Source organism: Paraburkholderia sp. (assembly GCF_036488795.1).
Classification (GTDB): Bacteria; Pseudomonadota; Gammaproteobacteria; order Burkholderiales; family Burkholderiaceae; genus Paraburkholderia.
The window spans coordinates 1-21,230 of the sequence record NZ_DASXHA010000013.1 but is presented as its reverse complement, the minus strand read 5'-3'; the positions used below and the strand labels follow the sequence as shown (position 1 = coordinate 21,230).

Below are 21,230 nucleotides of genomic sequence, written 5' to 3'. Positions count from 1 at the left end.
TGCATCATGTCGACCTGCCCTTTGTCACGCGTGTTTTCGAGCGCGGCGCCCACATCGACCCATGCGACAGCCGCGAGGCAGGGACGCGGCGACGGCCGCCTGTGGCTGGCGGTCCTGCTCGGTATTGCGGGTTTGGCTGGCCTCTATCAGATCCAGTTGCTGTTAAGCGCGATACCCGACAGCAATGACGATTTCATCTATTTCTGATGTCGTTCGAGGTGGCGCAATAGCAGAGAAACGCAGTCATCACGCGAAATGAGCCGCTCGCAACGCGAGCGGCTCATGCCCGTGAGTGTGGCTCATTACTCGTTTTCGTCAAAATAATGGCCGAACTTGACCTGCTTGGTGCGGATATAGCGCTCGTTTTCTTCGCGCGTCGGGATGGCCAGCGCCACTCGCTCACATACCGGAATGCCGTGCTTCGACAGCGTGTCGAACTTCTTCGGATTGTTGCTCATCAGGCGCACCGAGGTGACCTTCAACGTACGCAGAATTCCCGCGGCTGAATCGTATTCGCGCGAGTCGTCCGGCAAGCCGAGATCCAGATTGGCTTCGACCGTGTCGCGGCCCTGCTCTTGCAGCGCATAAGCGCGAATCTTGTTGGACAGGCCAATACCCCGCCCTTCGTGGCCGCGCAGATACAGCAGCACACCGCAGCCCTCCGCGGCGATATAGCGCAGCGCGAGGTCGAGTTGCTCACCGCAATCACAGCGGTACGAGCCGAGCACGTCGCCCGTCAGGCATTCCGAATGCAGGCGGGTGAGAACCGAATCCTTGCTGGCGACGTCGCCCATTACGAGCGCGAGGTGCTCCGCACCGGTCTCGCAGACGCGAAAAACGTAGGAAGTGAACGTGCCGTAGCGCGTCGGAAGCGTGGCGACCGCGTCGAGAATGACGCATTCACCGTCGAGTTGGCCGTCCGTGAGCGACGGTTCTTGATGCGTGGGCATGGCGTTAGACAAAGGCACTGACATGAACCCGTGAACAACCGGGGATAAAGTACGGAACTGGAGTTTACCGCTAATCGGCCCTGGACACCTGCCGGCGCGTCCGCAGCAGGCAATTAAGACGTCGGTCGCCTGCCCGCGTGCAGGCGCAGCCAATCAGCATGACTGTCTCCAGGTGTTTGTCCGATGGGTGTCTGAAAGGCGTGTGCCGCCTATACTGGAATCGCCTGTCCCTCACGACAGCGCGTCACGCCTGACGTGCTGCACTGCGAAACGGAGCCGCTCCATGACTAGCGTTGCACAACTTCTCAAATCAAAACCCGGCCAAGGCGTCTTTACGATTGCGGCAGAAGACTCTGTCTACAACGCGATCAAACTGATGGCGGAAAAACAGATCGGTGCGCTGGTCGTGACCGAGGGCGACAGCATCGCCGGCATCATCACTGAGCGCGACTATGCACGCAAGGTGGTGCTGATGGACCGATCGTCGAAGGCCACGCCGGTGCGCGACATCATGAGCAAGGCAGTGCGCTTCGTGCACCTCGAGCAGACCACCGACGACTGCATGGCGCTGATGACCGAACGGCGCATGCGCCATTTGCCGGTCATCGACAACGAGAGGCTGGTCGGCATGGTGTCGATCGGGGATCTGGTGAAGAACATCATTGCGGAGCAGCAGTTCACCATCCAGCAACTCGAGTTTTACATCACCGGCGAGCGGCCCTGATTTGCGCAGCCGCACGATGAGCGCGTGAGCGGCCTGCCGCCATCAACGGGCGCGGCAGGCATAAAAAAGCCCAAGCCGGCAGGCTTCGTCCAGGTCGCGCTGTGGCGGCGGAGGGTGCTGAGTTGTTCGCAAACGGTATGCGCCGTACATTGATTGCGGCGCTACGGGTACGTCGGGTTGCTTCGACTCAGCCGCCTGGCAAGGGAAAACCCTTAGTTAAAAACTCGCTGCTCGCGATCTACGCAAAACGTCCATTCAGGCGCCCGCCGCCAGCCCCGCCGTGAGCAACTTGCGCGGCCCGCTGACAAACGGGCTACCCGCTTCGTAGAAACGCAGGGGCTGGTGCATCTCGCGCGACAGTCCAATGCGTGTCGTCACCGCCACCGGCACTTCGTCGACCTCCATCCTGCCGATCCACAGACCGTGGCCGGTACACAGATCCGCGCCGTCGAAGCCCGGCCCGATATCGAGCGCCTGGCTCAATCTGCCCGGCCCGCGCGCCAGATCGCGCAGGCTCACGCCGGGACGGCGCGCATGCATCAAGGCAAGCCCTTCCAGCGGCTCGATGGCGCGAAACAGGATGCCGGCGCCGATCCCATCCTCTTCGCTCGACATGTTGAACATATACGACACCCCGTAGGTGAGCCGCACGTGAGCGTGGCCCCGGGCGAGGTACATCGAGCGGTTGTGCGGTCGCAGGCCCACAAAGGCGTAGCTGGTCGAATCGCCGACCGGATAGGCCTCGGTCTCCACGATGCGCCCGCTCATGCGTCCTTGCGGCACGTCGTGGACCAGATACTTGCCGACCATATAGCGCGCCAGTTCGACAGTGTCGACCGGCAGATCGTCACGCCGCAGCGGCAGGATGGCGAGAGGCGGTTGGGTCATGTTGGTAGGCGTTCATTGAACAGGCGCGGCGTCAGTGATGAAGGCGGTTGCGGCACGCCGGACGACAAGCGGTTTTTTGTTGCCCGCGCAAGTCCATCCGTTGTACTAAAGCTGCATTCTGGCGCACGGTTTGCGTTCAAAATTCTTTCAATTGGAGTATTGTTACATTCCGGCCAGTAGCTCAGCCATTGCCGGCCTGCGCGTGCCTCGGCCCGCTTGTTCAGCAGACAGGTTTGCATCACTCGCAGCATCGTTTCACTCAGTTGTGATCCCGAAGTACATGTTGGTGCAACCCTGCGGCTCCGTCCGGAGCCGTGACGAATCATGACAACAGGAGAAAGTCGAATGAAAGCATTCCAGGCAATCAAAGTCGTCGGCGGCGCGCTGATCGTTTTGGCGTCCCTTAACGCTTATGCACAAAGCAGCGACGCGGACGCGGCATCTTCCATGGCCGCGCCGAGCGCCAAGTCGACCAAGGCTGCAAACCGTGCTCTGCAACGCAGCGTGCGTAAGGCACTGTCCCGCACGAAGGGCCTGAGCGTGAACAACATCACGGTTCGTGCTCGCGGCGGTGCGGTGACGCTGGAAGGTTCGGTGCCGGAACAGCCGCAAATCGACATTGCTACGCAAGCCGCACAAGGCGTGCAAGGCGTGACGTCGGTAAAGAACGCACTGACGATCCGTCCGATCGGTCAGTAAGCAAGCCAAACCGGGCGCCGTCCTTGATCTCAATTCAATAGATGGCGCCCGTCCCCGCAGTTCCCCTCCTGCAGTAGTCCCTAGGTTTAACCTTCGAAGCCGCGCTGCATCTCCCGCGTAATCACCATCTGGTGCCGTTCAGCACGTCGTGGCCGCCGTCACGCACGGCAGTAGTCCTGAGCGATGCGGCATCCGAACCGGCTCTCGGCTCGGTGAGGCAGAACGAGCCGATCAGTTCCCCGAGGCGAGCCGCGCCAGGTATTTTTCTTGGTGGGACGGCGTGTCGTCGAAAACTCGCGTTCGCTATTCAGACATATCCGTTATATTTTAATGTACTAGCGAATATTCCTGATTCACTGGATGAAGCCCGGCCTGTGTGCGCAGCACACCTCAACAAGCACTAAAACCAAGGAACCACTGGATGACGACAACCTCGCACGTGCTGCCTCGCTGGACCATCGGAGCGCCGATCGCCGCCTGGATCATTCTGGGCGCAAGCTATCTGATATCGGGTTCGGCCATCCTGCTGGCGCTGGTGGGCGTGGCACTGGCGGGCGCCGTGTTCGCAGCCGTGCATCATGCCGAGGTGGTCGCGCACCGGGTGGGCGAGCCGTTCGGCACACTGGTGCTCGCAGTGGCCGTCACGGTGATCGAGGTCGCGCTGATCGTCTCGGTGATGCTCACCTCCGGCCCGGAAAAAGCCGGCCTCGCGCGCGACACGGTGTTCGCTGCGGTGATGATCGTGTGCAACGGCATCGTCGGCATCTGTTTGCTGGTGGGCGGCATTCGCCATCGGGAGCAGGATTTTCAGGCGCGCGGCGCAGCGGCCACGCTCGCCGTGCTCGCATCCCTGTCGGTGCTCACGCTGGTCATGCCGAATTTCACCACCACCCGTGAAGGTCCGCTGCTCTCTTCATCGCAGCTCGCTTTTGCGGGCGTCTCGTCACTGGTGCTGTATGGCGTGTTCGTGTTCGTGCAGACCGTGCGGCATCGCGACTACTTTCTGGCCAGCACGCCAGACGAATCCGTCCATGCAGCGCCGCCAGGCATCGTTCAGGCGCTCGTGAGCGCCGCGCTGCTGCTGGTCTGCCTGGTCGCTGTGGTGTTGCTCGCGAAGATCCTGTCGCCCACCGTCGAGAGCGCGGTGCAAAGCATCGGCGCGCCGCCCGCCGTGGTGGGTATCGTGATTGCCGCGCTGGTGCTGTTGCCCGAGGGACTCGCTGCCGTGCGCGCTGCGCGCGCCGACCGGCTGCAGACCAGTCTCAATCTGGCACTCGGCTCGGCACTCGCCAGTATCGGCCTGACCATTCCCACCGTCGCCGCCGTGTTTCTTTGGACGGGCCAGCCGCTGGTGCTCGGCATCAACGGCAAGGAAACGGTCATGCTGGTCCTCACGCTGATTGTCGGCACGCTCACGCTCAGCACGGGACGCACGACCATCCTGCAAGGCACCGTGCACCTGTCGCTGTTCGCGGCGTATCTGTTCTTGTCGTTCGCGCCTTGAGCGGCGCCTGACCAGTTGCCGCCCTACGCTGTCCAGTGTTCCGCAATCCAGTCGCGAAACAGGTTCACCTTCTGCTGATGCGCCACACAGTCCGGATACACGAAGTAATAGCGTGATCCGGTCATCAGCACCGCATCAAACGGGCGCACCAGTCGTTTGGCGGCCACGTCCTCGTCGATCAACGCCAGATCGCTGATTGCCACGCCAAAACCCTGCAATGCCGCGTTGGTCGCCAGATCGAGTGTGTCGAAGCTCGGGCCGTGGCTGGCGTCGATCTCGCGCGCATCCACGTGATCGAGCCACATCTTCCAGTCGCGATGATCTCGCGTCGGATGCAGCAAGGTATGGCGCGACAGATCGGCCACGCTCGCGAGCGGCTTGTCCTTCAGCAACTCCGGCGCGCAGACCGGCGTGAGGCGCTCCTCGATCAAGGGCACGGCCTGCACTTCGGCGCCCGGTGAGGATCCATAGATGATTGCGGCGTCGAACGGTTCGACCTGAAAATCGACGTCATGCTGCCAGGTCGTCGTGATCTGCACATGCAGATCCGGATACTCCGCCTGAAACTGCATGATCTTGGGCAACATCCAGCGCATCACGCAGGTGGGCACCTTCAAGGCGAGGTCGGTTCGTTGACGCGTGAGGCGCAGCGAAATCTCTTCAATACGCGCGAAGCTCTCCTTCACCGCCGGCAACAGCAGCTCGCCCTCGGCGGTCAGCGTCAGCCCCTTCGCGTGACGCTTGAAGAGCGGAAACTTGTAGTAATCCTCGAGCGCGAGAATCTGCCGGCTCACCGCGCCTTGCGTGAGGCACAAATGATCCGCCGCGCGCGTGAAACTGCGGTGCCGCGCGACGGTCTCGAAGATCTGCAGCGCGTTGAGCGGGGGAAGTCGTCGCATGAAGTCGTCCGGTATCAGCAAAATGCATTGCGCAGGCCCACAGCCCAAGGACCGTTGATGCCCGCTTAGCCTCTACAGCATACGCGATCCAAAATTCGGCAGGCCCCGGGCGGAACTCGCGCGGCATGCACGGGGCTCATACGGGTGTTGCGCGTCGCCGCGGTGTACAGGCCAGCAGATGCCCCTATTGCACCGTCGCGGGGCGGCCACCGCAAAACCGCACCAGATTTGATCTTTCCTCATACCTCGCCGCGAGACACGCGCGCGTTGCACTTTGGACGTAAACCCGCGTGTGCCGCTCCCCCGGCACTCCGCGCCCCATGGCCGCCTGTCACGGCAGCCATGCGCGATGGCTCGCGCATGAGCTTACGTCATGCGATCCATGCAGAGATTTCGTTTGTTGGTTGATTTTGGCAAACCTAGAGTGCATCCACCCGCAACGCCTTCGCACGGCCTGACTCGCTCGCGAAAGTTGCCTTGTTCAACCTGGGAGACGGTCATGCAGGACATCCAACGCGGCAGAAGGCAGGCAATCAAGGCGATCGGCGCGGCGCTCGCGGCGTCGACGTTGCCCATGCCGTTTGTGAATCTGAAGGCGCAGGAGCACAACTTCTCCGGCAAGACCCTGCGTCTGTTGACCTGGTCCGATGACACCGGCGCCGCCGCGCTGCGCAATATCGCCGCCACCTTCACGGCCAGGACCGGTGCGAAGGTGATCGCCGATCGCGCCGACGGCACCTCCGGCATGGTCGCCAAGGTCAAAGCGGCGGGCGATCGTCCCACCTACGACGTGATCACGCTGGCGGGCGTGGGTGCGTCCGGGCTCGGCGATGCGGGCCTGCTCGTCAAACCCGATCTCGACAAACTACCGAACCTGAAAGAAGTCGCCCCGCAGTATCGCACCGGCGCCGACGGTTTCGGCGTGGGCTATCTGCTGTGGTCGGACGGGCTCATCTACAACACCTCGACGGTCAAGACGGTGCCCGGGTCGTACGAGGCGCTGTGGGATCCGAAATATGCCGGCCGCCTGTTTCTGCCCCCGCCCGAATGGGCTGAAGCGGTGGACCTCGCGATCATCGCCGCGAAGATGTCGGGCGGCTCGCAGCAGAACATCGATCCGGGTTTCAAGAAGCTGGCTGAACTGAAGGACCGCGTGATGACGCTCGGTGAGAATCCGAACCAGGTGGCCGATCTGTTCCGCACCGGTTCGCTGGATATCGGCGGCATCTATTCGCCGGCGTTTTTCCCGGACCAGATCCGCAAACCCGAGTACAAGATGGGCGTGACGTACGGCATGAAAGAAGGCTTTGCCACGCAGTTGATGTTCACGGTGATCCCGAAGTCGCACCCCGGCGACAGCGATCTGATCCACGCCTTCATCAACCATTCGCTCGATGCCGGCGTGCAAGGCCGCATGGCCGCCGACGTGCTGAACGGCCCGGTCAACTCGAAGGCCGTGATCCCCGCCGAAAGCCGCGCATTTGTGCCGAGCCCGAAGCAGATCGCCGAGAAAGCCGTTTTGCATGACGACAAGTCGCTCGCCGCCGTGCAGGCTGCGTGGATCAAGCGCTACACCGAGATTTTCTCGGCATGACCGCGATGCCCGCGCTTTCCTCGCGGCCCGGCCCGGTCACGCCCGGAACTTCAGGGACCTCCGGCGCGCCGGACGAACCGGCGGGCGCCGTGCCGGGCGCCTGGCTGGCGAAGGCGCGGCCGTGGCTGCTGCTGGCGCCGATCCTCGTGTTTCTCGCGGTGCTCGCGGCGGCGGCGCTGGTGGTGCTGCGGATGAGCTTCGGCACCACCGGCAGCGAATGGCACGCGTTCACGCTACAGAATTATGCGGATCTGGCCGATAGCTACTTCATGAAGTCGCTCTGGATCACGCTCAAGCTGGCGTTTCAAAGCATGGTCTGCGCGGTGCTGCTGGCCCTGCCGGTCGCGCTCGCGATGGCGCGCACCGAATCGCGGCTCGCCCGGCGCCTGCTGCTGGCCGGCGTGCTGTTGCCGCTGCTGGTGAATCTGCTGCTGCAAGGCTATGGCTGGCTGGTGATACTCGGGCCTGCCGGCTTGCTCAATCACGCGCTGCTGGCAAGCGGCTTGATCGATCGTCCGGTGTTATGGCTGTATCGCGAGCATGGTGTATTGCTCGGGCTGATCCAGACGGCGTTTCCGCTCGCGGTGCTGCCCATGTCGAGCGCAATGCGCGCGGTGTCCCGGTCGTACGAAGAAGCCGCCGCGACGCTCGGCGCGACGCGCTGGCAGACGCTGCGTCACGTGATGCTGCCGCTCGCGATGCCCGGCCTCGTCTCCGGCGCGTTGCTGGTGTTTGCCTATAACGCGAGCGCCTTTGCCGTGCCGTTGCTGCTCGGCGGCCGCCGCGTGCCGATGCTGGCCGTGCTCGTGCACGACCAGGTCGCACCGCTGCTGAACTGGCCGGCCGCGTCGGCATCCGGCGTGGTGCTGATGGTCGCCACGCTCACCGTGATGACCATTTCGCAACGCCTTGTGCGTCGCACCCAACGTCTCGAGGAGCCGTTCGCATGAGCACGCCCGCCTTCTCGTTCGACTCGCGCCGACTGCGTGTGCCGGCCACCATGCCGGGCCGCCTCGGCAAGCCCGCCGCACTGCTCGCGGCAATCGTGCTGTTCCTCGCCGCGCTGCCCATCCTGACCATGATCACGATGTCGTTCAGCGCCTCGGACACGCTCGAGTTCCCGCCGTCCGGCTACAGCCTGCAGTGGTATCGCGCGGCGTGGCATAGCTTCGTGTCGCCGGACGCGAGCGACGCCCTCTCGATGGGCGGCGCGCTCACCACCAGCCTGATCGTCGCCGTCTCGACGATGATCATCGCCACGCTCGTCTCCGTGCCCGCCGCGTATGCACTGAGCCGCTACCGCTTTCGCGGCAAGTCGGCGGTCGAGCAACTGGTCGCGTTGCCGCTGGTGTATCCGCTGGTGATGCTGGGCCTGTCGCTGCTGCTGGTGTTCAATATGTTGCCGCTCGAACTCGGCGTGTTCCGGCTGATCATCGCGCATGTGATTCTGGCGCTGCCGTTCACGGTGAAGAACTGCGCGGCCTCGGTGGCGTCGATCGGCGCCGAATTCGAGGAAGCCGCCTGCGTGATGGGCGCCAGCCCGCGCCGCGCGCTGATCGACGTCGTGTTGCCGCTGATGCGGCCAGGCATTCTCGCCGGCATGCTGTTCGCGTTCATCATCTCGTTCAATGAATTCACGGTGACGTTTTTTCTGTACGGCATCAATACGATGACGCTGCCGGTATGGCTCTATAGCCGCACGGTGTCGTCGCTCGATCCGACCGTGTTTTCCTTTGCGGTGTTTATCGTGGCAATTGACTTCGCGCTGATCTGGCTGCTCGAAAAGCTGATCGGCGATGAAGGCGTGGCACTGTGACTTCGCTTCGACGCTCGCCCAGCCAGGAACGCTCATGACACATCTGACATTGCAGGCCGTGACCAGGCGCTTTAGTGACGCATACGCCGTCGACCACGTCGACCTGAGCGTGCCCGACGGCAAACTGGTCTGCTTCCTCGGTCCGTCCGGCTGCGGCAAGACCACGCTGTTGCGCATGATTGCCGGACTGGAGACGCCTACTTCCGGCAGCATCGATTTCGCCGGCCGCGACATCACACACCTGCCCGCCAACCAGCGCGACTTCGGCATGGTGTTCCAGTCGCTCGCGCTGTTCCCGCATATGACGGTGGCCGGCAACATTGCCTATCCGCTGCGTCTGCGCAAGCTGGACAAGGCCGCGCAAACGCGGCGCGTCAACGAGTTGCTCGAACTGATCCAGTTGCCGCATATGGCGAACCGGCCGGTGACCCAGCTCTCCGGTGGCCAACGGCAGCGGGTGGCGATTGCGCGGGCCATCGCGTCGTCGCCGAAACTGCTGTTGCTCGACGAACCGCTGTCCGCACTCGACGCCAAACTGCGCGAAGCGATGCAAGTGGAAATCCGCCTGCTGCAACAGCGTCTGGGTCTCACGACCATCATGGTGACGCACGATCAGCGCGAAGCCATGACCATGGCCGACGAAATCGTCGTGATGGAAAAAGGCCGCATTGCGCAGGTCGGCAAACCGCTGGATATCTACCGGGATCCGGTCAACGAGTTCGTCGCCGATTTCATCGGCCTCGGCAATATCCTGCCGGTCACTTACGACGGCCAAGGCGGCGTAAGCTTGCCTGGCGGTCAGCAGATCGTCGTCACGCAGCCGGCGCGGGTGCCGGAGTCCACCGCGGATATCCGTCTGCTGATTCGCCCTGAAGATGTCTGCGTCAGTGTCGCCGCGGCCTCGAAGGACAATGCCGGCCCGAACCGTCTGATCGGCAAGGTCACGTTCATCCGCGATGTGGGCGCCTCGCTGGAAGCGACCATCGACTGCAGCGGTTTCACGCTGACCGCGGCCACGACGCCGCGCGAAACGCCCGGCCTTGCACTCGGCATGCCGGTGCTCGCAGAACTGCCGCCGCACGCGTGCAAGCTGATCGCGGCACGCGCCGCGGGCCATTAGATTCACCTGCAACACGCTTTTCGACTCGACGATTCAATAGAGGAACGGCCATGACCACCCACCTTCACTCCTTCCCGCAGCGTGCCCAACGGGCGTTTGCCAGCCTCGCGAGCGCGCTGGCATTCACCGGTATTGCCGCGCTGACCGCTTTCGCCGCGCCGGCCGCTCATGCCGACGCGCTGGATACGATCACCAAAAGCGGCGTGGTCCGGATCGGTGTGTTCGAAGACTATCCGCCATTCGGGTCGATCGGCCCGGATATGAAGCCGCAAGGGTATGACATCGACGTCGCCAACCTGATCGGCAAGGCGCTGAACGCGAAGGTCGAACTCGTGCAGGTGACGGGCGACAACCGCATGGCCTATCTCGCCGACCACAAGGCCGACATGCTGTTGAGCGTCGGCCAGACGCCCGAGCGTGAAAAGGTCATCGACTTTTCGAAGCCTTATGCTCCCTACTACCTCGCCGTGTTCGGGCCGAAGAACCTGCCGGTCAGGAACGCCGCCGATCTGGCCGGCAAGTCCATTTCCGTGGCACGCGGCACGCTGGAAGATCTGAGCGTCACGAAGATTGCGCCGCCCACCGCGACCATCAAACGTTTCGACGACCCGAACGGGGCAATTTCGGCGTTTCTTTCTGGTCAGGTACAGTTGATGGTGGTCGGCAACGACGTCGGTGCGACGATTCTCGCGCGGCATCCGGCCAATGATCCCGAGCAGAAGTTCGCATTGTTCAGCTCGCCCGATCACGTCGGTCTGAACAAGAACGAGCCGCGCCTGCTGCAGAAAGTCGACGAAACGATTGCCAACGCCCGCAAGGACGGCACCATGAACGCGATTTCCGAAAAGTGGCTGCGCGCCCCGCTGCCGGCCGACCTTTAAGCTGTTTCCACCAGAACAGATGGCGGACGTGTTCCGTTGTCCAGACGGAGTCTGATTCCACGATGAGCGGCAAGTCATGAGTTACGCGTTCGATTTCAGCGGCTTCGGCGTCTATGCGGGCATGCTCGTGCGCGGCGTCGGCGTCACGCTTGGACTGACTGCCGTGTCCACGGTGCTCGGCGGTCTCGTGGGGGTCGGCGGCGCGGCACTCAGCACGGCCGGGCCGCGCTGGGCGCGCACGCTGATTGCCGCTTATGTCGAGCTGATCCGCAACACGCCGTTCATCGTGCAGCTGTTTTTTGTGTTCTTCGGACTGCCGAGCCTCGGCATTCATATCGACGAAGTGCAGGCCGCGATTCTGGCCATGACGGTCAACCTCGGCGCCTACGCGATCGAAATCGTCCGCGCGGGAATCGACTCCATTTCGCGCGGTCAGGTCCAGGCCGCACAGGCGCTCGGTCTGCAGGGGCGCCAGGTGTTTCGCTACGTCGTGTTGCCGCAGGCGCTCGCCAACGTGTTTCCCGCCCTGCTGAGCCAGGTGCTGATCGTGATGCTCGGCTCGGCCGTGGTCTCGCAGATTTCCGTGCCGGACCTGACGTACGCGGCGAACTTCATCCAGTCGCGCAACTTCCGTTCGTTCGAAAGCTACCTGATCATCACCGTGACCTATCTGGTGCTGTCCATCGTCTTGCGGCAGGTGCTCAACTGGCTCGGGCGCGGCCTGTTTGCCGGCCGCCTGCCGCACCGCCCCGACGAGCCGCGCGGCTGGCGCATGCTGCTCGCGTGGCGCGCGCCGCGCGCAGTGCCGACGGAGCGCTGATTATGGTCGAATTCACGCTGTGGGATATTGCCCGTAACCTGTTGCTCGCCGCGCGCTGGACGGTGCTGCTTTCGTTGCTGGCCTTCGTCGGCGGGGGTGTGGTGGGCCTCGCGTTGCTCGCGATGCGCGTGTCGCCGCTGCCCTGGTTGCGGCGCGTGGTGACGGTGTATGTGGAGCTGTTCCAGGGCACACCGTTGCTGATGCAACTGTTTCTCGCTTTCTTCGGGTTGCCGTTGCTGGGTGTGGACGTGTCGCCCTGGACCGCGGCGGCCGTCACGCTGACGCTCTACACGAGTGCGTATCTCGTCGATATCTGGCGCGGTTGTGTCGAAGCGGTGCCGCGCGGCCAATGGGCCGCCGGCGCGAGTCTCGGCATGACGTTCGCGCAGCAGTTGCGCTATATCGTGTGGCCGCAAGCGAAGAAAATTGCGGTGGCGCCGACGGTCGGTTTTCTGGTGCAGGTCGTGAAGAGCACGGCGCTGACCTCGATCATCGGCTTTACCGAACTGACCAAGACCGGCACGATGATCACCAACGCCGCGTTCCGGCCGTTCCCGATCTACGGAATGGTTGCGCTGATTTACTTCGCGATGTGCTTTCCGCTGACCTGGTACGCGCGCACGCTGGAGAAGCGGCAGCGCGTGGGGCAGCATCGGTGAAGCGTTCGCGCCAATGAAAAACGGCAACCGTGTGAAGCAACGGTTGCCGTCTTTTTATGCCGCCGCTGGCTCTGACTTCGACTTCAAGCCGGCTTGTCGCGCCGCCTTACCGCGCCGCCTGAGTCGATTTGCGCAACTTCGCCACCTCCTCGGCTGACACCGCCGGCGCGCCGTTATTCCAGCCGGCACGCACAAACGTCAGGACATCGGCGATCTGCCTGTCGGTCAGCACCGGCGCGTACTTCGGCATGGGATACGGCGCCGGGATGCCCTGAATCACCAGGTCTCCCGTGCCGTTCAGCGTGACGTTGATCAGCGACGATGCATCATGCTCCATGACGTTCGGATTCCCCGCGAGCGGCGCCAGCATCGGCGCAAAACCGCGGCCATCGACGCCATGACAATGCATGCAGTACGCCGTGTACACCCGCGCGCCGGCATCGTTGGCCGGACGCGTCAGCGACACTTTGGTCGCCTGCGCGTCGTACGAATATGGCGGCGCGCCCGTGCCGCCCGCTGGCGGTAGCGACTTCAGATAGCTCGTCATGGCTGCGAGATCCGTGTCGTTCGTCGCTTGCGTGCTGTTATTGATCACGCTCGTCATCGAACCGAACGCCGATGCATGCGCATTTGCGCCGGTCTTGAGAAACGCCGTCAAATCCGCATCCGACCAGCGTCCGAGACCGACGTTGTGCTCGCCGGTCAGATTCGCCGCGAACCAGCCGTCGAGCGGCGCGCCCGTCAGGAACGCGCTGCCGCTTTCATCCAGCGCCTTCTCCTGGAACGCAATGCCGCGCGGCGTATGACATGAGCCGCAGTGTCCCAGTCCCTGGATCAGGTACGCGCCACGGTTCCATGCGACGTCCTTGCCGGGCTTGTTCTGGTAGACGCCCTTCTCCAGAAACACCACGTTCCACAGCTTCAACGGCCAGCGCATATTGAGCGGCCACGCAATGTCGGACTCGCGATTGGCCTGCTGTACGGGCGCCACGCCGCTCATGAAAAAGGCGTACAGCGCCTTCACGTCGTCGTCGTTGACCTTCGCGTATGACGGATACGGCATGGCCGGATACAGATTGTGGCCGTCCTTCGCCACGCCCTCGCGCAAGGCCCGCGCGAAGTCTTCCTCTGAATAGCGGCCAATGCCGGTGTCCGGATCGGGCGTGATATTGGTGGTGTAGATCCTGCCCATTGGCGTGCTCATCGGCAGGCCGCCTGCGAACGGTTTGCCTTTCGGCGCCGAGTGGCACGCGACGCAATCGCCGAGTTTCGCCAGATACGCGCCACGCTGCACCAGGGCGTCGTCCGCGGCATGCGCCGGAGACTGCGCCACAAACGGCAGCGCCAAGGCGAGCGCCGCACCGAAGCCCTTCAGTTTCTTCATCATGATCGGTCTCCGGTGGTCAGGCGGTTTTGAGCTGGCTGCCCACGGGCAACTGCCGCAGCCGTGTGCCCGTCGCCGCATAGATGGCATTCGACAGCGCCGCCGCCAGGGCCGCGGTCCCGGGTTCGCCAATTCCGCCAGGCGCCTCGCTGCTCTTCACGATATGCACTTCGATGGGCGGCGTCTGATCGATCCGCAGCATCCGGTAATCAGTGAAGTTGTTCTGCTCGACGCGGCCGTCCTTGATGGTGATTTCGCTGTAAAGCGCCCCCGTGATGCCGAAGATGATGCCGCCCTGCACCTGTGCTTCGATGGTGTTCGGATTGACCACCATGCCGCAGTCGACCGCGCAGACCACGCGGTTCACGCTCACCTCGCCCTGATCGACGGTGACGTCCACGACCATCGAAAAGAAGCTGCCGAACGCGTGCATCACCGAAACGCCGCGGCCCTGGCCCTTCGGCAGGCTGGTGCCCCAGCCGGCTGCCTTGCTGGCCGTATCGAGCACGCCGCGCGCGCGCGGCGTCTTGCCGAGCAGATCGCGCCGGTATTTGACCGGATCGACCTTGGCCTGAACCGCCAGTTCGTCGATGAAGCTTTCCACGACGAAGGTGCTGCGGGTGGGACCGACGCCGCGCCAGAACGCGGTGGGCACGGTGCGCGGCTCCTGGCGCACGTAGTCGATCAGCTGGTTGGGCAGATCGTAGGGCAGGTCCGACGCGACTTCCACCGCGTCCGGGTCGACGCCATTCTTGACTGCGGGCGGCGCGAAGCGCGCCAGAATCGACGAGCCGACGATGCGATGCTGCCACGCCACCGGCTTGCCGTTGGCGTCGAGCCCCGCCGAGATCTTGTCGTAATAGTACGGGCGGAACATGTCGTGCTGGATGTCTTCTTCGCGGGTCCAGAACACCTTGACCGGCGTGCCGAGCTGCTTGCCGATCTTCAGCGCCTGAGTCGCCATATCGAACTCCAGGCGGCGCCCGAAGCCGCCACCGAGCAGATGGTTGTGCACGACGATCTTGTCAGCCGGCAGGCCGGTAACCTTGACGGCGGTGTCGACGATGCGGGTCGGCACCTGTGTGCCCAGCCAGATATCGCAGCCGTCGGGGCGCACGTGGACCGTGCAATTGACGGGCTCCATCGTGGCGTGCGCGAGGAACGGCTGCTGGTAGACCGCGTCGACCCGCGTCTTCGCGTCGTTGAAGCCCTTGTCGATGTCGCCGTCCTTGCGTGCCACGGCGCCGGTGCCATGATCCGCGGCGGCGGCCAGGTCGTCGACAATCTGCTTCATCGACAGGTTCGCGCCCGCCCCTTCGTTCCACGTGATGTTGAGCGCCGCGACGCCTCGTTTGGCGGCCCATGTGTGATCGCCGACCACCGCCACCGCGTTGTCGACCTTCACGACCTGGCGCACGCCGGGGATCTTCTTCGCGTTGCTGTCGTCGACGCTGGCTAGCGTGCCGCCGAACACCGGGCAATTCGCAATCGCCGCGTAGACCATGTCCGGCACGCGCACGTCGAGGCCGAACACGGCCGTGCCGTCCACCTTCTCCGGCGAATCGAGGCGCTTGACCGAGGTGCCGATGATCCTGAAGTCCTTCGGATCTTTCAGCGGCACGTTTTGCGGCGCGGGCAGTCTGGCCGCCGCATCCGCGAGTTGCCCATAGCCGAGGCTGCGGTTGCTCGCCGCATGAATCACCTGACCGGCCTGCGCGTGACACGTCGCCGGATCAACCTGCCATTGCTGGGCGGCCGCGTTGATGAGCAGCATGCGCGTCGTGGCGCCGGCCTTGCGCATCGGATCCCATGCATAACGGATCGAGGTCGAGCCGCCGGTCAACTGGCCGCCGAGCAGCGGGTCCATAAAAAGCTTTTCGTTCGGCGGTGCATGGTCGATGGTGACGCTGTCGAGCGGCACTTCGAGTTCTTCGGCGATCAGCATCGGGATCGACGTGTAGACGCCCTGTCCCATCTCGACCTTCGGAATCACCAGCGAGACCTTGCCGCCGGTATCGATCTGGATGAAGGCGTTCGGCGCGAACACGCCGGGTGGCGCCGGTTCGGACGCATCGCCGCCGATCACCGATTTACCTGGCTGCCCCTGGCTTCTCGCCGGAATGCTGAAGCCGAGCAACAGGCCGCCGCCGGCTGCGGCGCCCACCGTGGCGCTGAATTTCAGAAAGGTGCGGCGTGAGACACCACGGGCGTGTGCGTCGTCTCTGGGGCGGGCGCCGTTTTGCGCGTCGAGCAATCCTTGCGACATATCAAGCCTCCTTTGCTGCTTGCTTGATTGCCGCGCGAATGCGGTTGTACGTGCCACAGCGGCAAATGTTGCCGGCCATGGCGGCGTCGATGTCCGCGTCGGAGGGGTTCGGGTTCTGCGCGAGCAGCGACGCGGCCGACATCACCTGCCCCGACTGACAGTAGCCACACTGCACGACGTCGATCTGGCGCCATGCCTGCTGCACCTTCTTGCCGGCGGGCGTTTCGCCGACCGCTTCGATGGTGGTGATCTTCTTGTCGCCGACCGCCGCTACCGGCAGCACGCACGAGCGCACCGCCGCGCCGTCCAGATGCACCGTGCATGCGCCGCACTGGGCGATGCCGCAGCCGAACTTGGTGCCGGTCAGGCCGACCAGGTCGCGAATGACCCACAGCAAGGGCATGTCGGGCGGCGCGTCGACAGTATGCGTCTGACCGTTGATATTGAGCGTTGTCATGGGGCGGCTCCGGTGGATGTTATTGTTTGAACGGTTTATACAGGGACGTCGGGCTAAATTACGCGGCCTGGCTCGATTTATTCGGCAGGCCGCGCTAATACGAATGCGTGACTATTGCAGATGATGCCGTGACGCGATTCGAGTGACGAAAACGGCCGAGGCTGGCGACTGACCCGCGACGCGGCATGAGGCCAGGAAATTGTAGCGTTGCTTTAAAAAGTTTGTTGGTAGCGTGTACTGCTCCAGTTGGCTGGTCGTCAGGCGGCCGGCCGACGAACCGCGCGCGAACGATTTTGCTAGCATGACTATTCGATTTGCCTCACCACGCTGTGCTGATTTTTTCCATTGCCTTATTTCCATTGCCGCATCCCGTCCAGGAGTTGAACCATGACCGAACAACAAGCCATTCAATTCCTTGCCGATATTCGCAGGCCATTGCTGAGCTTGCACAAGGCAATTCTCGATCACGAGCGCGCCGTCTATGAGAAAGAGTTCGGCCCGGCAACGCCGGCCGCATTCCTGCAGGTGCTGATCAACGGCTCAGGGTTTCGCTGGATCACGCCGCTGTCGACCGTGATTGCGAACGTCGACGAGACCCTCGACGACAAGGAAGCCACCAGCACCGCACGGATTTCCGCCGTCGAAGCCGTGGTGGGACTCTTTTCGCCTGATCTGCCGAACAATATCTTTTTGCCGCGCTATCTGCCGCTGCTGCAAGCGAGCCCGACCATCCTGCATTTGCATGGAGATGTTGCGCAGCTTTTGCGCTCACTTGAATCCAGGTAGGCGCGGCATGCCATGGGATCCCGCAAAAGCTCACCGTTGCATGCCGTGGGGGTATGACTTGAAAGCGCCGCAAATTTGAGCGTGGTCTTTGCAAGAATGATGTGTAACGCCAGGCACCGGGTGTTGGAAGCTGGAAAATGACCGCCTGAATCAAGGCATTTTGTGAGCGGTTCGTAAAATTCCGCTTGTCGGATGTGCCGCTTATGCCTCGCGTTCCATAAGAGACACGTCAATCCTGTGCTTTACTGAATAGCGTAACGGTGAGCTTCTGCGGGAGCCCCACGCCTTACACCCTTACGCCGTTTCGCCCTTACGCCGTTTCGAACTCAGCGCGTGGCATTCAGTTTGCGCCACAACGTCGTCTTGCTGATGCCAAGCGCCTCGCAGACCTGATCGCGGTCGCCATTGCACGCATCCAAAGCCGCGCGGATTTCATCCGCTTCCACGCGACGGCTGCGTTGACGCAAGGTCAACGCGTTCGCGTCAGCAGATTCCTGGGGGCGTTCGAACAGTTCGGGCGCAATCGACTGCAAGACGGCTTCGGTCAAGACGGCTTCACTCGCATCCGCTTCTGAATCGGCCAGTTCAACGGTAATCCGCTCAATCACGTTCTGCAGTTCGCGCACATTGCCCGGCCACGGATGACCGCTCAGTGATTCGCTGACTGGCGCCAGCATGCTCGCGGCATCCCGCGTATTGCGAATCCGCGCGACCAGGCGGGGCTCGCGGCGCGCCGCTTGCAGCAACAATTCCGCGGCGAGCGGCATGATGTCGGACAGCCGCTCGCGCAACGGCGGCAGCGCGATGTTCAGGATGTTGAGCCGGTAATACAGATCCGTGCGAAATTCGCCGGACTCCACTGCCGCGGTCAACGCACGGTGCGTGGCCGCGACGATCCGCACGTCGATGCGGGTCGGCTCCGTCGAACCCAGCCGCACCACTTCGCGCTCCTGCAGCACACGCAGCAGACGGCTTTGCAAGGGCAACGGCATTTCGCCGATTTCATCGAGAAACAACGTACCGCGATGCGCCGCTTCGATCAGCCCGCTCTTGCCGCCGCGCCGCGCGCCGGTGAATGCACCTTCCTCGTAACCGAACAGTTCGCTTTCGAGCAACGCCTCGGGAAACGCGCCGCAATTGAGCGCGACAAACGGAAAATCGCGCCGCGCACTGAGCTGATGCAGACTTTGCGCGACCATCTCCTTGCCGGTGCCGCTTTCGCCGCGAATCAGCACGGTCGCGTCCGATCTGGCATAGCGCCGCACCAGTTGCCGAACCCGTTCGATCGGCGCGCATTCGCCCACCAGGTCGTCGAGCCGGTAGCGCGCCACGAACTGCTGGGCGCGTTGCCGCGAACGCAGCGTGCGGTCGAGCCGCTCGACGGCGCGCGACTCCTGAAAGGTCAGCACCGTACCGGTCGTCACACCGTTGTCGATCAGCGGCCCGCGATGCACGACATAGCTGAGGCCGCGCAGCGTCGCGAGGGTCTCGCCCTCCGCCTCGGGCAGCGTGTCGGCAAGATCCGGCGCTAGCTCGAGCAGCGCGCGGCCCGCCGCCGCCGCAGGCTCGATACCGAGCACCAGCGCAAGCCGCTGGTTGATTGCCTCGACGCGGCCCTGCGCATCCAGCGCGACCACGCCGTCACGCAGATGCTGCAGCACATTGTCGAGCCGATGCCGCCGCACCGCTTCGCCCCATGTCGCCTGCGCCACTTCGAGCGCGGTGTCGAAGGCCGCGCGCACCGAGGCGCGCGAATACAGAAACACCGCTTCCATGCCGGCGCGTGCGGCGATATCCGTCACGAGCCCAGGGCCTACGACCGTGCCCACGCCACGGTCACGCAGATCGAGCACACAGGCCTCGGCGTCTTGCGCGGACTGGTACGACGCGAATACGACGTCGATTCCGTAGGCCGCCACGAAACGGCGCACTTCCGCAGGCGTCTCGCCATGCGAGACCAGCGCCACCGACGACGCGTCGCGCCGCGCGCGCGCCAGCGCGTGCATCACGTCGAAGCCGGTCGGATTGATCAGCACCACGGGCACGTCGACGCGAGCCTTCAGATACGTACCGTTCGAGCCGGCCGCCACGACGATATCCGGGCGGTCCATGCCGGCGGACGCAATTTCCTTGACGGCATCTTCATAGCCGCGCGACACCAGCCGCAGATCGGCGCGCAGGTCGTATTCGTCGGCGATATCGCGGAACAGATCGCGCAGCTTGCTGATGCCAACGGCCCAGACGCGGGGCCGCGAGGCAGGTTCGAGAGGACGGATCATGACGGGCAGACGGCTTGAGTTGGCTTCGGTGAACGGTCACGTCATTATGCCCGCCTCATTTCAACAGTGAAATTGGAGATTTCACTGTTGAAACACCGGGCAGTCCATCGCATCCAGCAAAGCGTCGAATAATCAAAGACTTAGCCGCCGTGACCGACTTGGCCCGCTCCTTGCACTGATAGAGCCCAACTTCATCGGGAGATATACGTGAGCTCAGCAAGACAACCCCATAGCGCCGGCGCGGCATTCCGCACGGCCGTTGCAGAAGGCCAGCCGTTGCAGGTGGTCGGCGCCATCACCGCGTATGCGGCCAGGATGGCCGAAGCGGTCGGTTTCAAGGCGCTGTATCTGTCGGGCGGCGGCGTCGCCGCGAACTCGCTCGGCATGCCGGATCTCGGCATCAGCACGATGGACGACGTGCTGACCGACGCGCGGCGCATCACGGATGCGACCGGCCTGCCGCTGCTCGTGGATATCGACACCGGCTGGGGCGGCGCTTTCAACATTGCGCGCACGGTCCGCTCGTTCATCAAGGCGGGCGTGGCGGCGGTCCATCTGGAGGATCAGGTCGGCCAGAAGCGCTGCGGCCACCGGCCCGGCAAGGAAGTGGTGCCGAAAGAGGAAATGGTGGACCGCGTAAAAGCCGCCGTGGATGCCCGCACCGACGACCAGTTCGTCATCATGGCGCGCACCGACGCGGGCGTTTCCGAAGGGATCGATTCGGCCATCGAGCGCGCCGTGGCCTATGTCGAAGCCGGCGCCGACATGATCTTCCCGGAAGCGATGCAAACGCTCGACGAGTATCGCCGCTTCAAGGCCGCAGTCAAGGTGCCGATTCTCGCGAACCTGACCGAATTCGGCGCGACGCCCTTCTTCACCACTACCGAACTGCGCGACGCCGACGTCGACATTGCGTTGTACTGCTGCGGCGCGTACCGCGCGATGAATGCGGCGGCGCTGAATTTCTACGAAACGGTCAAGCGCGACGGCACCCAAAAGGCGGCCGTCGGAACGATGCAGACGCGCGCCGATCTGTACAAGTATCTCGGCTATCACGCGTACGAGGAAAAGCTCGACGCCCTGTTCGCCGCGAAAAAGTGAATCCAGTCATCAGGAGCAAGAGGACGACATCATGAGCGAAGCAGACAACAGCACGCCGGCCACCGGCGCCTTCAAACCGAAGAAATCCGTCGCGCTGTCGGGTGTGACGGCGGGCAATACCGCCCTGTGCACGGTGGGCAAGACCGGCAATGACCTGCACTACCGCGGCTACGACATCCTGGATCTCGCCAGCACCTGCGAATTCGAGGAAATCGCCTATCTGCTGGTGCATGAGAAACTGCCCACCCAGGCCGAACTGAGCGCCTACAAGACGAAACTCAAGGCGCTGCGCGGCCTGCCCGCGAACGTGAAGGCGGCGCTCGAATGGATTCCGGCCGCAGCGCACCCGATGGACGTGATGCGCACCGGCGTCTCGGTGCTCGGCACCGTGTTGCCCGAAAAG

Annotated in this window: 21 protein-coding genes and 1 pseudogene; 14 read left to right on the top strand and 8 right to left on the bottom strand. The window is 63.5% G+C overall.

The genetic code is table 11. The features are described 5' to 3' along the window. Window positions 1-6: 6 nt before the first annotated feature. Window positions 7-207 carry a hypothetical protein gene (locus VGH41_RS01705; protein ID WP_331595601.1) on the top strand — a complete coding sequence of 67 codons (201 nt, stop codon included), beginning with the start codon at window positions 7-9 and terminating at the stop codon, window positions 205-207. A gap of 95 nt (window positions 208-302) precedes the next feature. Here the strand turns inward: VGH41_RS01705 and ribA are convergent, their stop codons facing one another. Then, on the bottom strand, window positions 303-950 hold the full coding sequence (gene ribA, locus VGH41_RS01700; protein WP_331595599.1) for a GTP cyclohydrolase II: 648 nt from the start codon (window positions 948-950) through the stop codon (window positions 303-305). 283 nt (window positions 951-1,233) lie between these two features. On the opposite strand from ribA, the gene VGH41_RS01695 reads away from it, so the two are divergent. Continuing rightward, window positions 1,234-1,674: a CBS domain-containing protein gene (locus VGH41_RS01695; RefSeq protein ID WP_331595598.1), complete on the top strand. Its 441-nt coding sequence runs from the start codon at window positions 1,234-1,236 to the stop codon at window positions 1,672-1,674. A 255-nt stretch (window positions 1,675-1,929) separates the two neighbouring features. Here VGH41_RS01695 and VGH41_RS01690 read toward each other — a convergent pair whose 3' ends face one another. Then, a complete protein-coding gene (locus VGH41_RS01690) occupies window positions 1,930-2,562 on the bottom strand; it encodes a DNA-3-methyladenine glycosylase (RefSeq protein WP_331595596.1) in 633 nt (210 codons plus the stop codon). Window positions 2,563-2,907: 345 nt separating this feature from the next. Here VGH41_RS01690 and VGH41_RS01685 point away from each other — a divergent pair, with 345 nt between their 5' ends. Then, complete coding sequence (locus VGH41_RS01685) at window positions 2,908-3,261, top strand: BON domain-containing protein (RefSeq protein WP_331595595.1); 354 nt, start codon at window positions 2,908-2,910, stop codon at window positions 3,259-3,261. 127 nt (window positions 3,262-3,388) lie between these two features. Here VGH41_RS01685 and VGH41_RS01680 read toward each other — a convergent pair. Continuing rightward, window positions 3,389-3,519: pseudogene (locus VGH41_RS01680) on the bottom strand (acyl-CoA dehydrogenase); the annotation flags it as partial. A gap of 163 nt (window positions 3,520-3,682) precedes the next feature. Here VGH41_RS01680 and VGH41_RS01675 point away from each other — a divergent pair. Next, window positions 3,683-4,765 carry an ionic transporter y4hA gene (locus VGH41_RS01675; RefSeq protein ID WP_331595593.1) on the top strand — a complete coding sequence of 361 codons (1,083 nt, stop codon included), beginning with the start codon at window positions 3,683-3,685 and terminating at the stop codon, window positions 4,763-4,765. A 23-nt stretch (window positions 4,766-4,788) separates the two neighbouring features. On the opposite strand, the gene VGH41_RS01670 is transcribed toward VGH41_RS01675, so the two are convergent. Next, window positions 4,789-5,664 carry a LysR substrate-binding domain-containing protein gene (locus VGH41_RS01670; protein ID WP_331595592.1) on the bottom strand — a complete coding sequence of 292 codons (876 nt, stop codon included), beginning with the start codon at window positions 5,662-5,664 and terminating at the stop codon, window positions 4,789-4,791. A 499-nt stretch (window positions 5,665-6,163) separates the two neighbouring features. Here VGH41_RS01670 and VGH41_RS01665 point away from each other — a divergent pair, with 499 nt between their 5' ends. From VGH41_RS01665 to VGH41_RS01635, 7 genes are all read left to right on the top strand, one after another. Then, the gene (locus VGH41_RS01665; RefSeq protein ID WP_331595591.1) at window positions 6,164-7,258 is read left to right on the top strand and encodes an ABC transporter substrate-binding protein; all 1,095 of its coding nucleotides are present in this window, start codon (window positions 6,164-6,166) and stop codon (window positions 7,256-7,258) included. Continuing rightward, the gene (locus VGH41_RS01660; protein WP_331595589.1) at window positions 7,255-8,208 is read left to right on the top strand and encodes an ABC transporter permease; all 954 of its coding nucleotides are present in this window, start codon (window positions 7,255-7,257) and stop codon (window positions 8,206-8,208) included. Before VGH41_RS01665 ends, VGH41_RS01660 begins: the two co-directional genes overlap by 4 nt. Beyond that, on the top strand, window positions 8,205-9,074 hold the full coding sequence (locus tag VGH41_RS01655; protein WP_331595588.1) for an ABC transporter permease: 870 nt from the start codon (window positions 8,205-8,207) through the stop codon (window positions 9,072-9,074). Before VGH41_RS01660 ends, VGH41_RS01655 begins: the two co-directional genes overlap by 4 nt. 34 nt (window positions 9,075-9,108) lie before the next feature. Beyond that, a complete protein-coding gene (locus tag VGH41_RS01650) occupies window positions 9,109-10,194 on the top strand; it encodes an ABC transporter ATP-binding protein (RefSeq protein WP_331595587.1) in 1,086 nt (361 codons plus the stop codon). A 50-nt stretch (window positions 10,195-10,244) separates the two neighbouring features. After that, a complete protein-coding gene (locus VGH41_RS01645) occupies window positions 10,245-11,075 on the top strand; it encodes a transporter substrate-binding domain-containing protein (protein WP_331595586.1) in 831 nt (276 codons plus the stop codon). A gap of 76 nt (window positions 11,076-11,151) precedes the next feature. Beyond that, window positions 11,152-11,895: an amino acid ABC transporter permease gene (locus VGH41_RS01640; RefSeq protein WP_331595584.1), complete on the top strand. Its 744-nt coding sequence runs from the start codon at window positions 11,152-11,154 to the stop codon at window positions 11,893-11,895. Between the two features lie 2 nt (window positions 11,896-11,897). Then, window positions 11,898-12,554 carry an amino acid ABC transporter permease gene (locus tag VGH41_RS01635; protein ID WP_331595583.1) on the top strand — a complete coding sequence of 219 codons (657 nt, stop codon included), beginning with the start codon at window positions 11,898-11,900 and terminating at the stop codon, window positions 12,552-12,554. A 106-nt stretch (window positions 12,555-12,660) separates the two neighbouring features. Here VGH41_RS01635 and VGH41_RS01630 read toward each other — a convergent pair whose 3' ends face one another. From VGH41_RS01630 to VGH41_RS01620, 3 genes are read right to left on the bottom strand one after another with little or no spacing between them, the layout of a single operon-like run. Next, window positions 12,661-13,941, bottom strand: a complete 1,281-nt coding sequence (locus VGH41_RS01630; RefSeq protein WP_331595581.1) for a cytochrome c — start codon at window positions 13,939-13,941, stop codon at window positions 12,661-12,663. Window positions 13,942-13,957: 16 nt separating this feature from the next. Continuing rightward, complete coding sequence (locus VGH41_RS01625) at window positions 13,958-16,204, bottom strand: xanthine dehydrogenase family protein molybdopterin-binding subunit (RefSeq protein ID WP_331595580.1); 2,247 nt, start codon at window positions 16,202-16,204, stop codon at window positions 13,958-13,960. A gap of 1 nt (window position 16,205) precedes the next feature. Next, the gene (locus tag VGH41_RS01620; protein ID WP_331595578.1) at window positions 16,206-16,661 is read right to left on the bottom strand and encodes a (2Fe-2S)-binding protein; all 456 of its coding nucleotides are present in this window, start codon (window positions 16,659-16,661) and stop codon (window positions 16,206-16,208) included. 387 nt (window positions 16,662-17,048) lie between these two features. Here VGH41_RS01620 and VGH41_RS01615 point away from each other — a divergent pair, with 387 nt between their 5' ends. Next, complete coding sequence (locus VGH41_RS01615; protein WP_331595576.1) at window positions 17,049-17,447, top strand: hypothetical protein; 399 nt, start codon at window positions 17,049-17,051, stop codon at window positions 17,445-17,447. A 326-nt stretch (window positions 17,448-17,773) separates the two neighbouring features. Here VGH41_RS01615 and prpR read toward each other — a convergent pair whose 3' ends face one another. Next, on the bottom strand, window positions 17,774-19,726 hold the full coding sequence (gene prpR, locus VGH41_RS01610; RefSeq protein WP_331595574.1) for a propionate catabolism operon regulatory protein PrpR: 1,953 nt from the start codon (window positions 19,724-19,726) through the stop codon (window positions 17,774-17,776). Window positions 19,727-19,933: 207 nt separating this feature from the next. On the opposite strand from prpR, the gene prpB reads away from it, so the two are divergent. Both prpB and VGH41_RS01600 read left to right on the top strand, forming a co-directional pair. Beyond that, window positions 19,934-20,827: a methylisocitrate lyase gene (gene prpB, locus VGH41_RS01605; protein WP_331595573.1), complete on the top strand. Its 894-nt coding sequence runs from the start codon at window positions 19,934-19,936 to the stop codon at window positions 20,825-20,827. 31 nt (window positions 20,828-20,858) lie between these two features. Continuing rightward, window positions 20,859-21,230 (top strand): citrate/2-methylcitrate synthase (locus tag VGH41_RS01600; protein ID WP_331595571.1); only part of this gene is annotated, 372 nt, incomplete at its 3' end.

Coding starts and splice junctions, on each gene's coding strand:
- VGH41_RS01705 (WP_331595601.1), top strand. CDS start 7: ATGTCGACCTGCCCTTTGTCACGCGTGTTTTCGAGCGCGGCGCCCACA.
- ribA (WP_331595599.1), bottom strand. CDS start 950: ATGCCCACGCATCAAGAACCGTCGCTCACGGACGGCCAACTCGACGGT.
- VGH41_RS01695 (WP_331595598.1), top strand. CDS start 1,234: ATGACTAGCGTTGCACAACTTCTCAAATCAAAACCCGGCCAAGGCGTC.
- VGH41_RS01690 (WP_331595596.1), bottom strand. CDS start 2,562: ATGACCCAACCGCCTCTCGCCATCCTGCCGCTGCGGCGTGACGATCTG.
- VGH41_RS01685 (WP_331595595.1), top strand. CDS start 2,908: ATGAAAGCATTCCAGGCAATCAAAGTCGTCGGCGGCGCGCTGATCGTT.
- VGH41_RS01675 (WP_331595593.1), top strand. CDS start 3,683: ATGACGACAACCTCGCACGTGCTGCCTCGCTGGACCATCGGAGCGCCG.
- VGH41_RS01670 (WP_331595592.1), bottom strand. CDS start 5,664: ATGCGACGACTTCCCCCGCTCAACGCGCTGCAGATCTTCGAGACCGTC.
- VGH41_RS01665 (WP_331595591.1), top strand. CDS start 6,164: ATGCAGGACATCCAACGCGGCAGAAGGCAGGCAATCAAGGCGATCGGC.
- VGH41_RS01660 (WP_331595589.1), top strand. CDS start 7,255: ATGACCGCGATGCCCGCGCTTTCCTCGCGGCCCGGCCCGGTCACGCCC.
- VGH41_RS01655 (WP_331595588.1), top strand. CDS start 8,205: ATGAGCACGCCCGCCTTCTCGTTCGACTCGCGCCGACTGCGTGTGCCG.
- VGH41_RS01650 (WP_331595587.1), top strand. CDS start 9,109: ATGACACATCTGACATTGCAGGCCGTGACCAGGCGCTTTAGTGACGCA.
- VGH41_RS01645 (WP_331595586.1), top strand. CDS start 10,245: ATGACCACCCACCTTCACTCCTTCCCGCAGCGTGCCCAACGGGCGTTT.
- VGH41_RS01640 (WP_331595584.1), top strand. CDS start 11,152: ATGAGTTACGCGTTCGATTTCAGCGGCTTCGGCGTCTATGCGGGCATG.
- VGH41_RS01635 (WP_331595583.1), top strand. CDS start 11,898: ATGGTCGAATTCACGCTGTGGGATATTGCCCGTAACCTGTTGCTCGCC.
- VGH41_RS01630 (WP_331595581.1), bottom strand. CDS start 13,941: ATGATGAAGAAACTGAAGGGCTTCGGTGCGGCGCTCGCCTTGGCGCTG.
- VGH41_RS01625 (WP_331595580.1), bottom strand. CDS start 16,204: ATGTCGCAAGGATTGCTCGACGCGCAAAACGGCGCCCGCCCCAGAGAC.
- VGH41_RS01620 (WP_331595578.1), bottom strand. CDS start 16,661: ATGACAACGCTCAATATCAACGGTCAGACGCATACTGTCGACGCGCCG.
- VGH41_RS01615 (WP_331595576.1), top strand. CDS start 17,049: ATGACCGAACAACAAGCCATTCAATTCCTTGCCGATATTCGCAGGCCA.
- prpR (WP_331595574.1), bottom strand. CDS start 19,726: ATGATCCGTCCTCTCGAACCTGCCTCGCGGCCCCGCGTCTGGGCCGTT.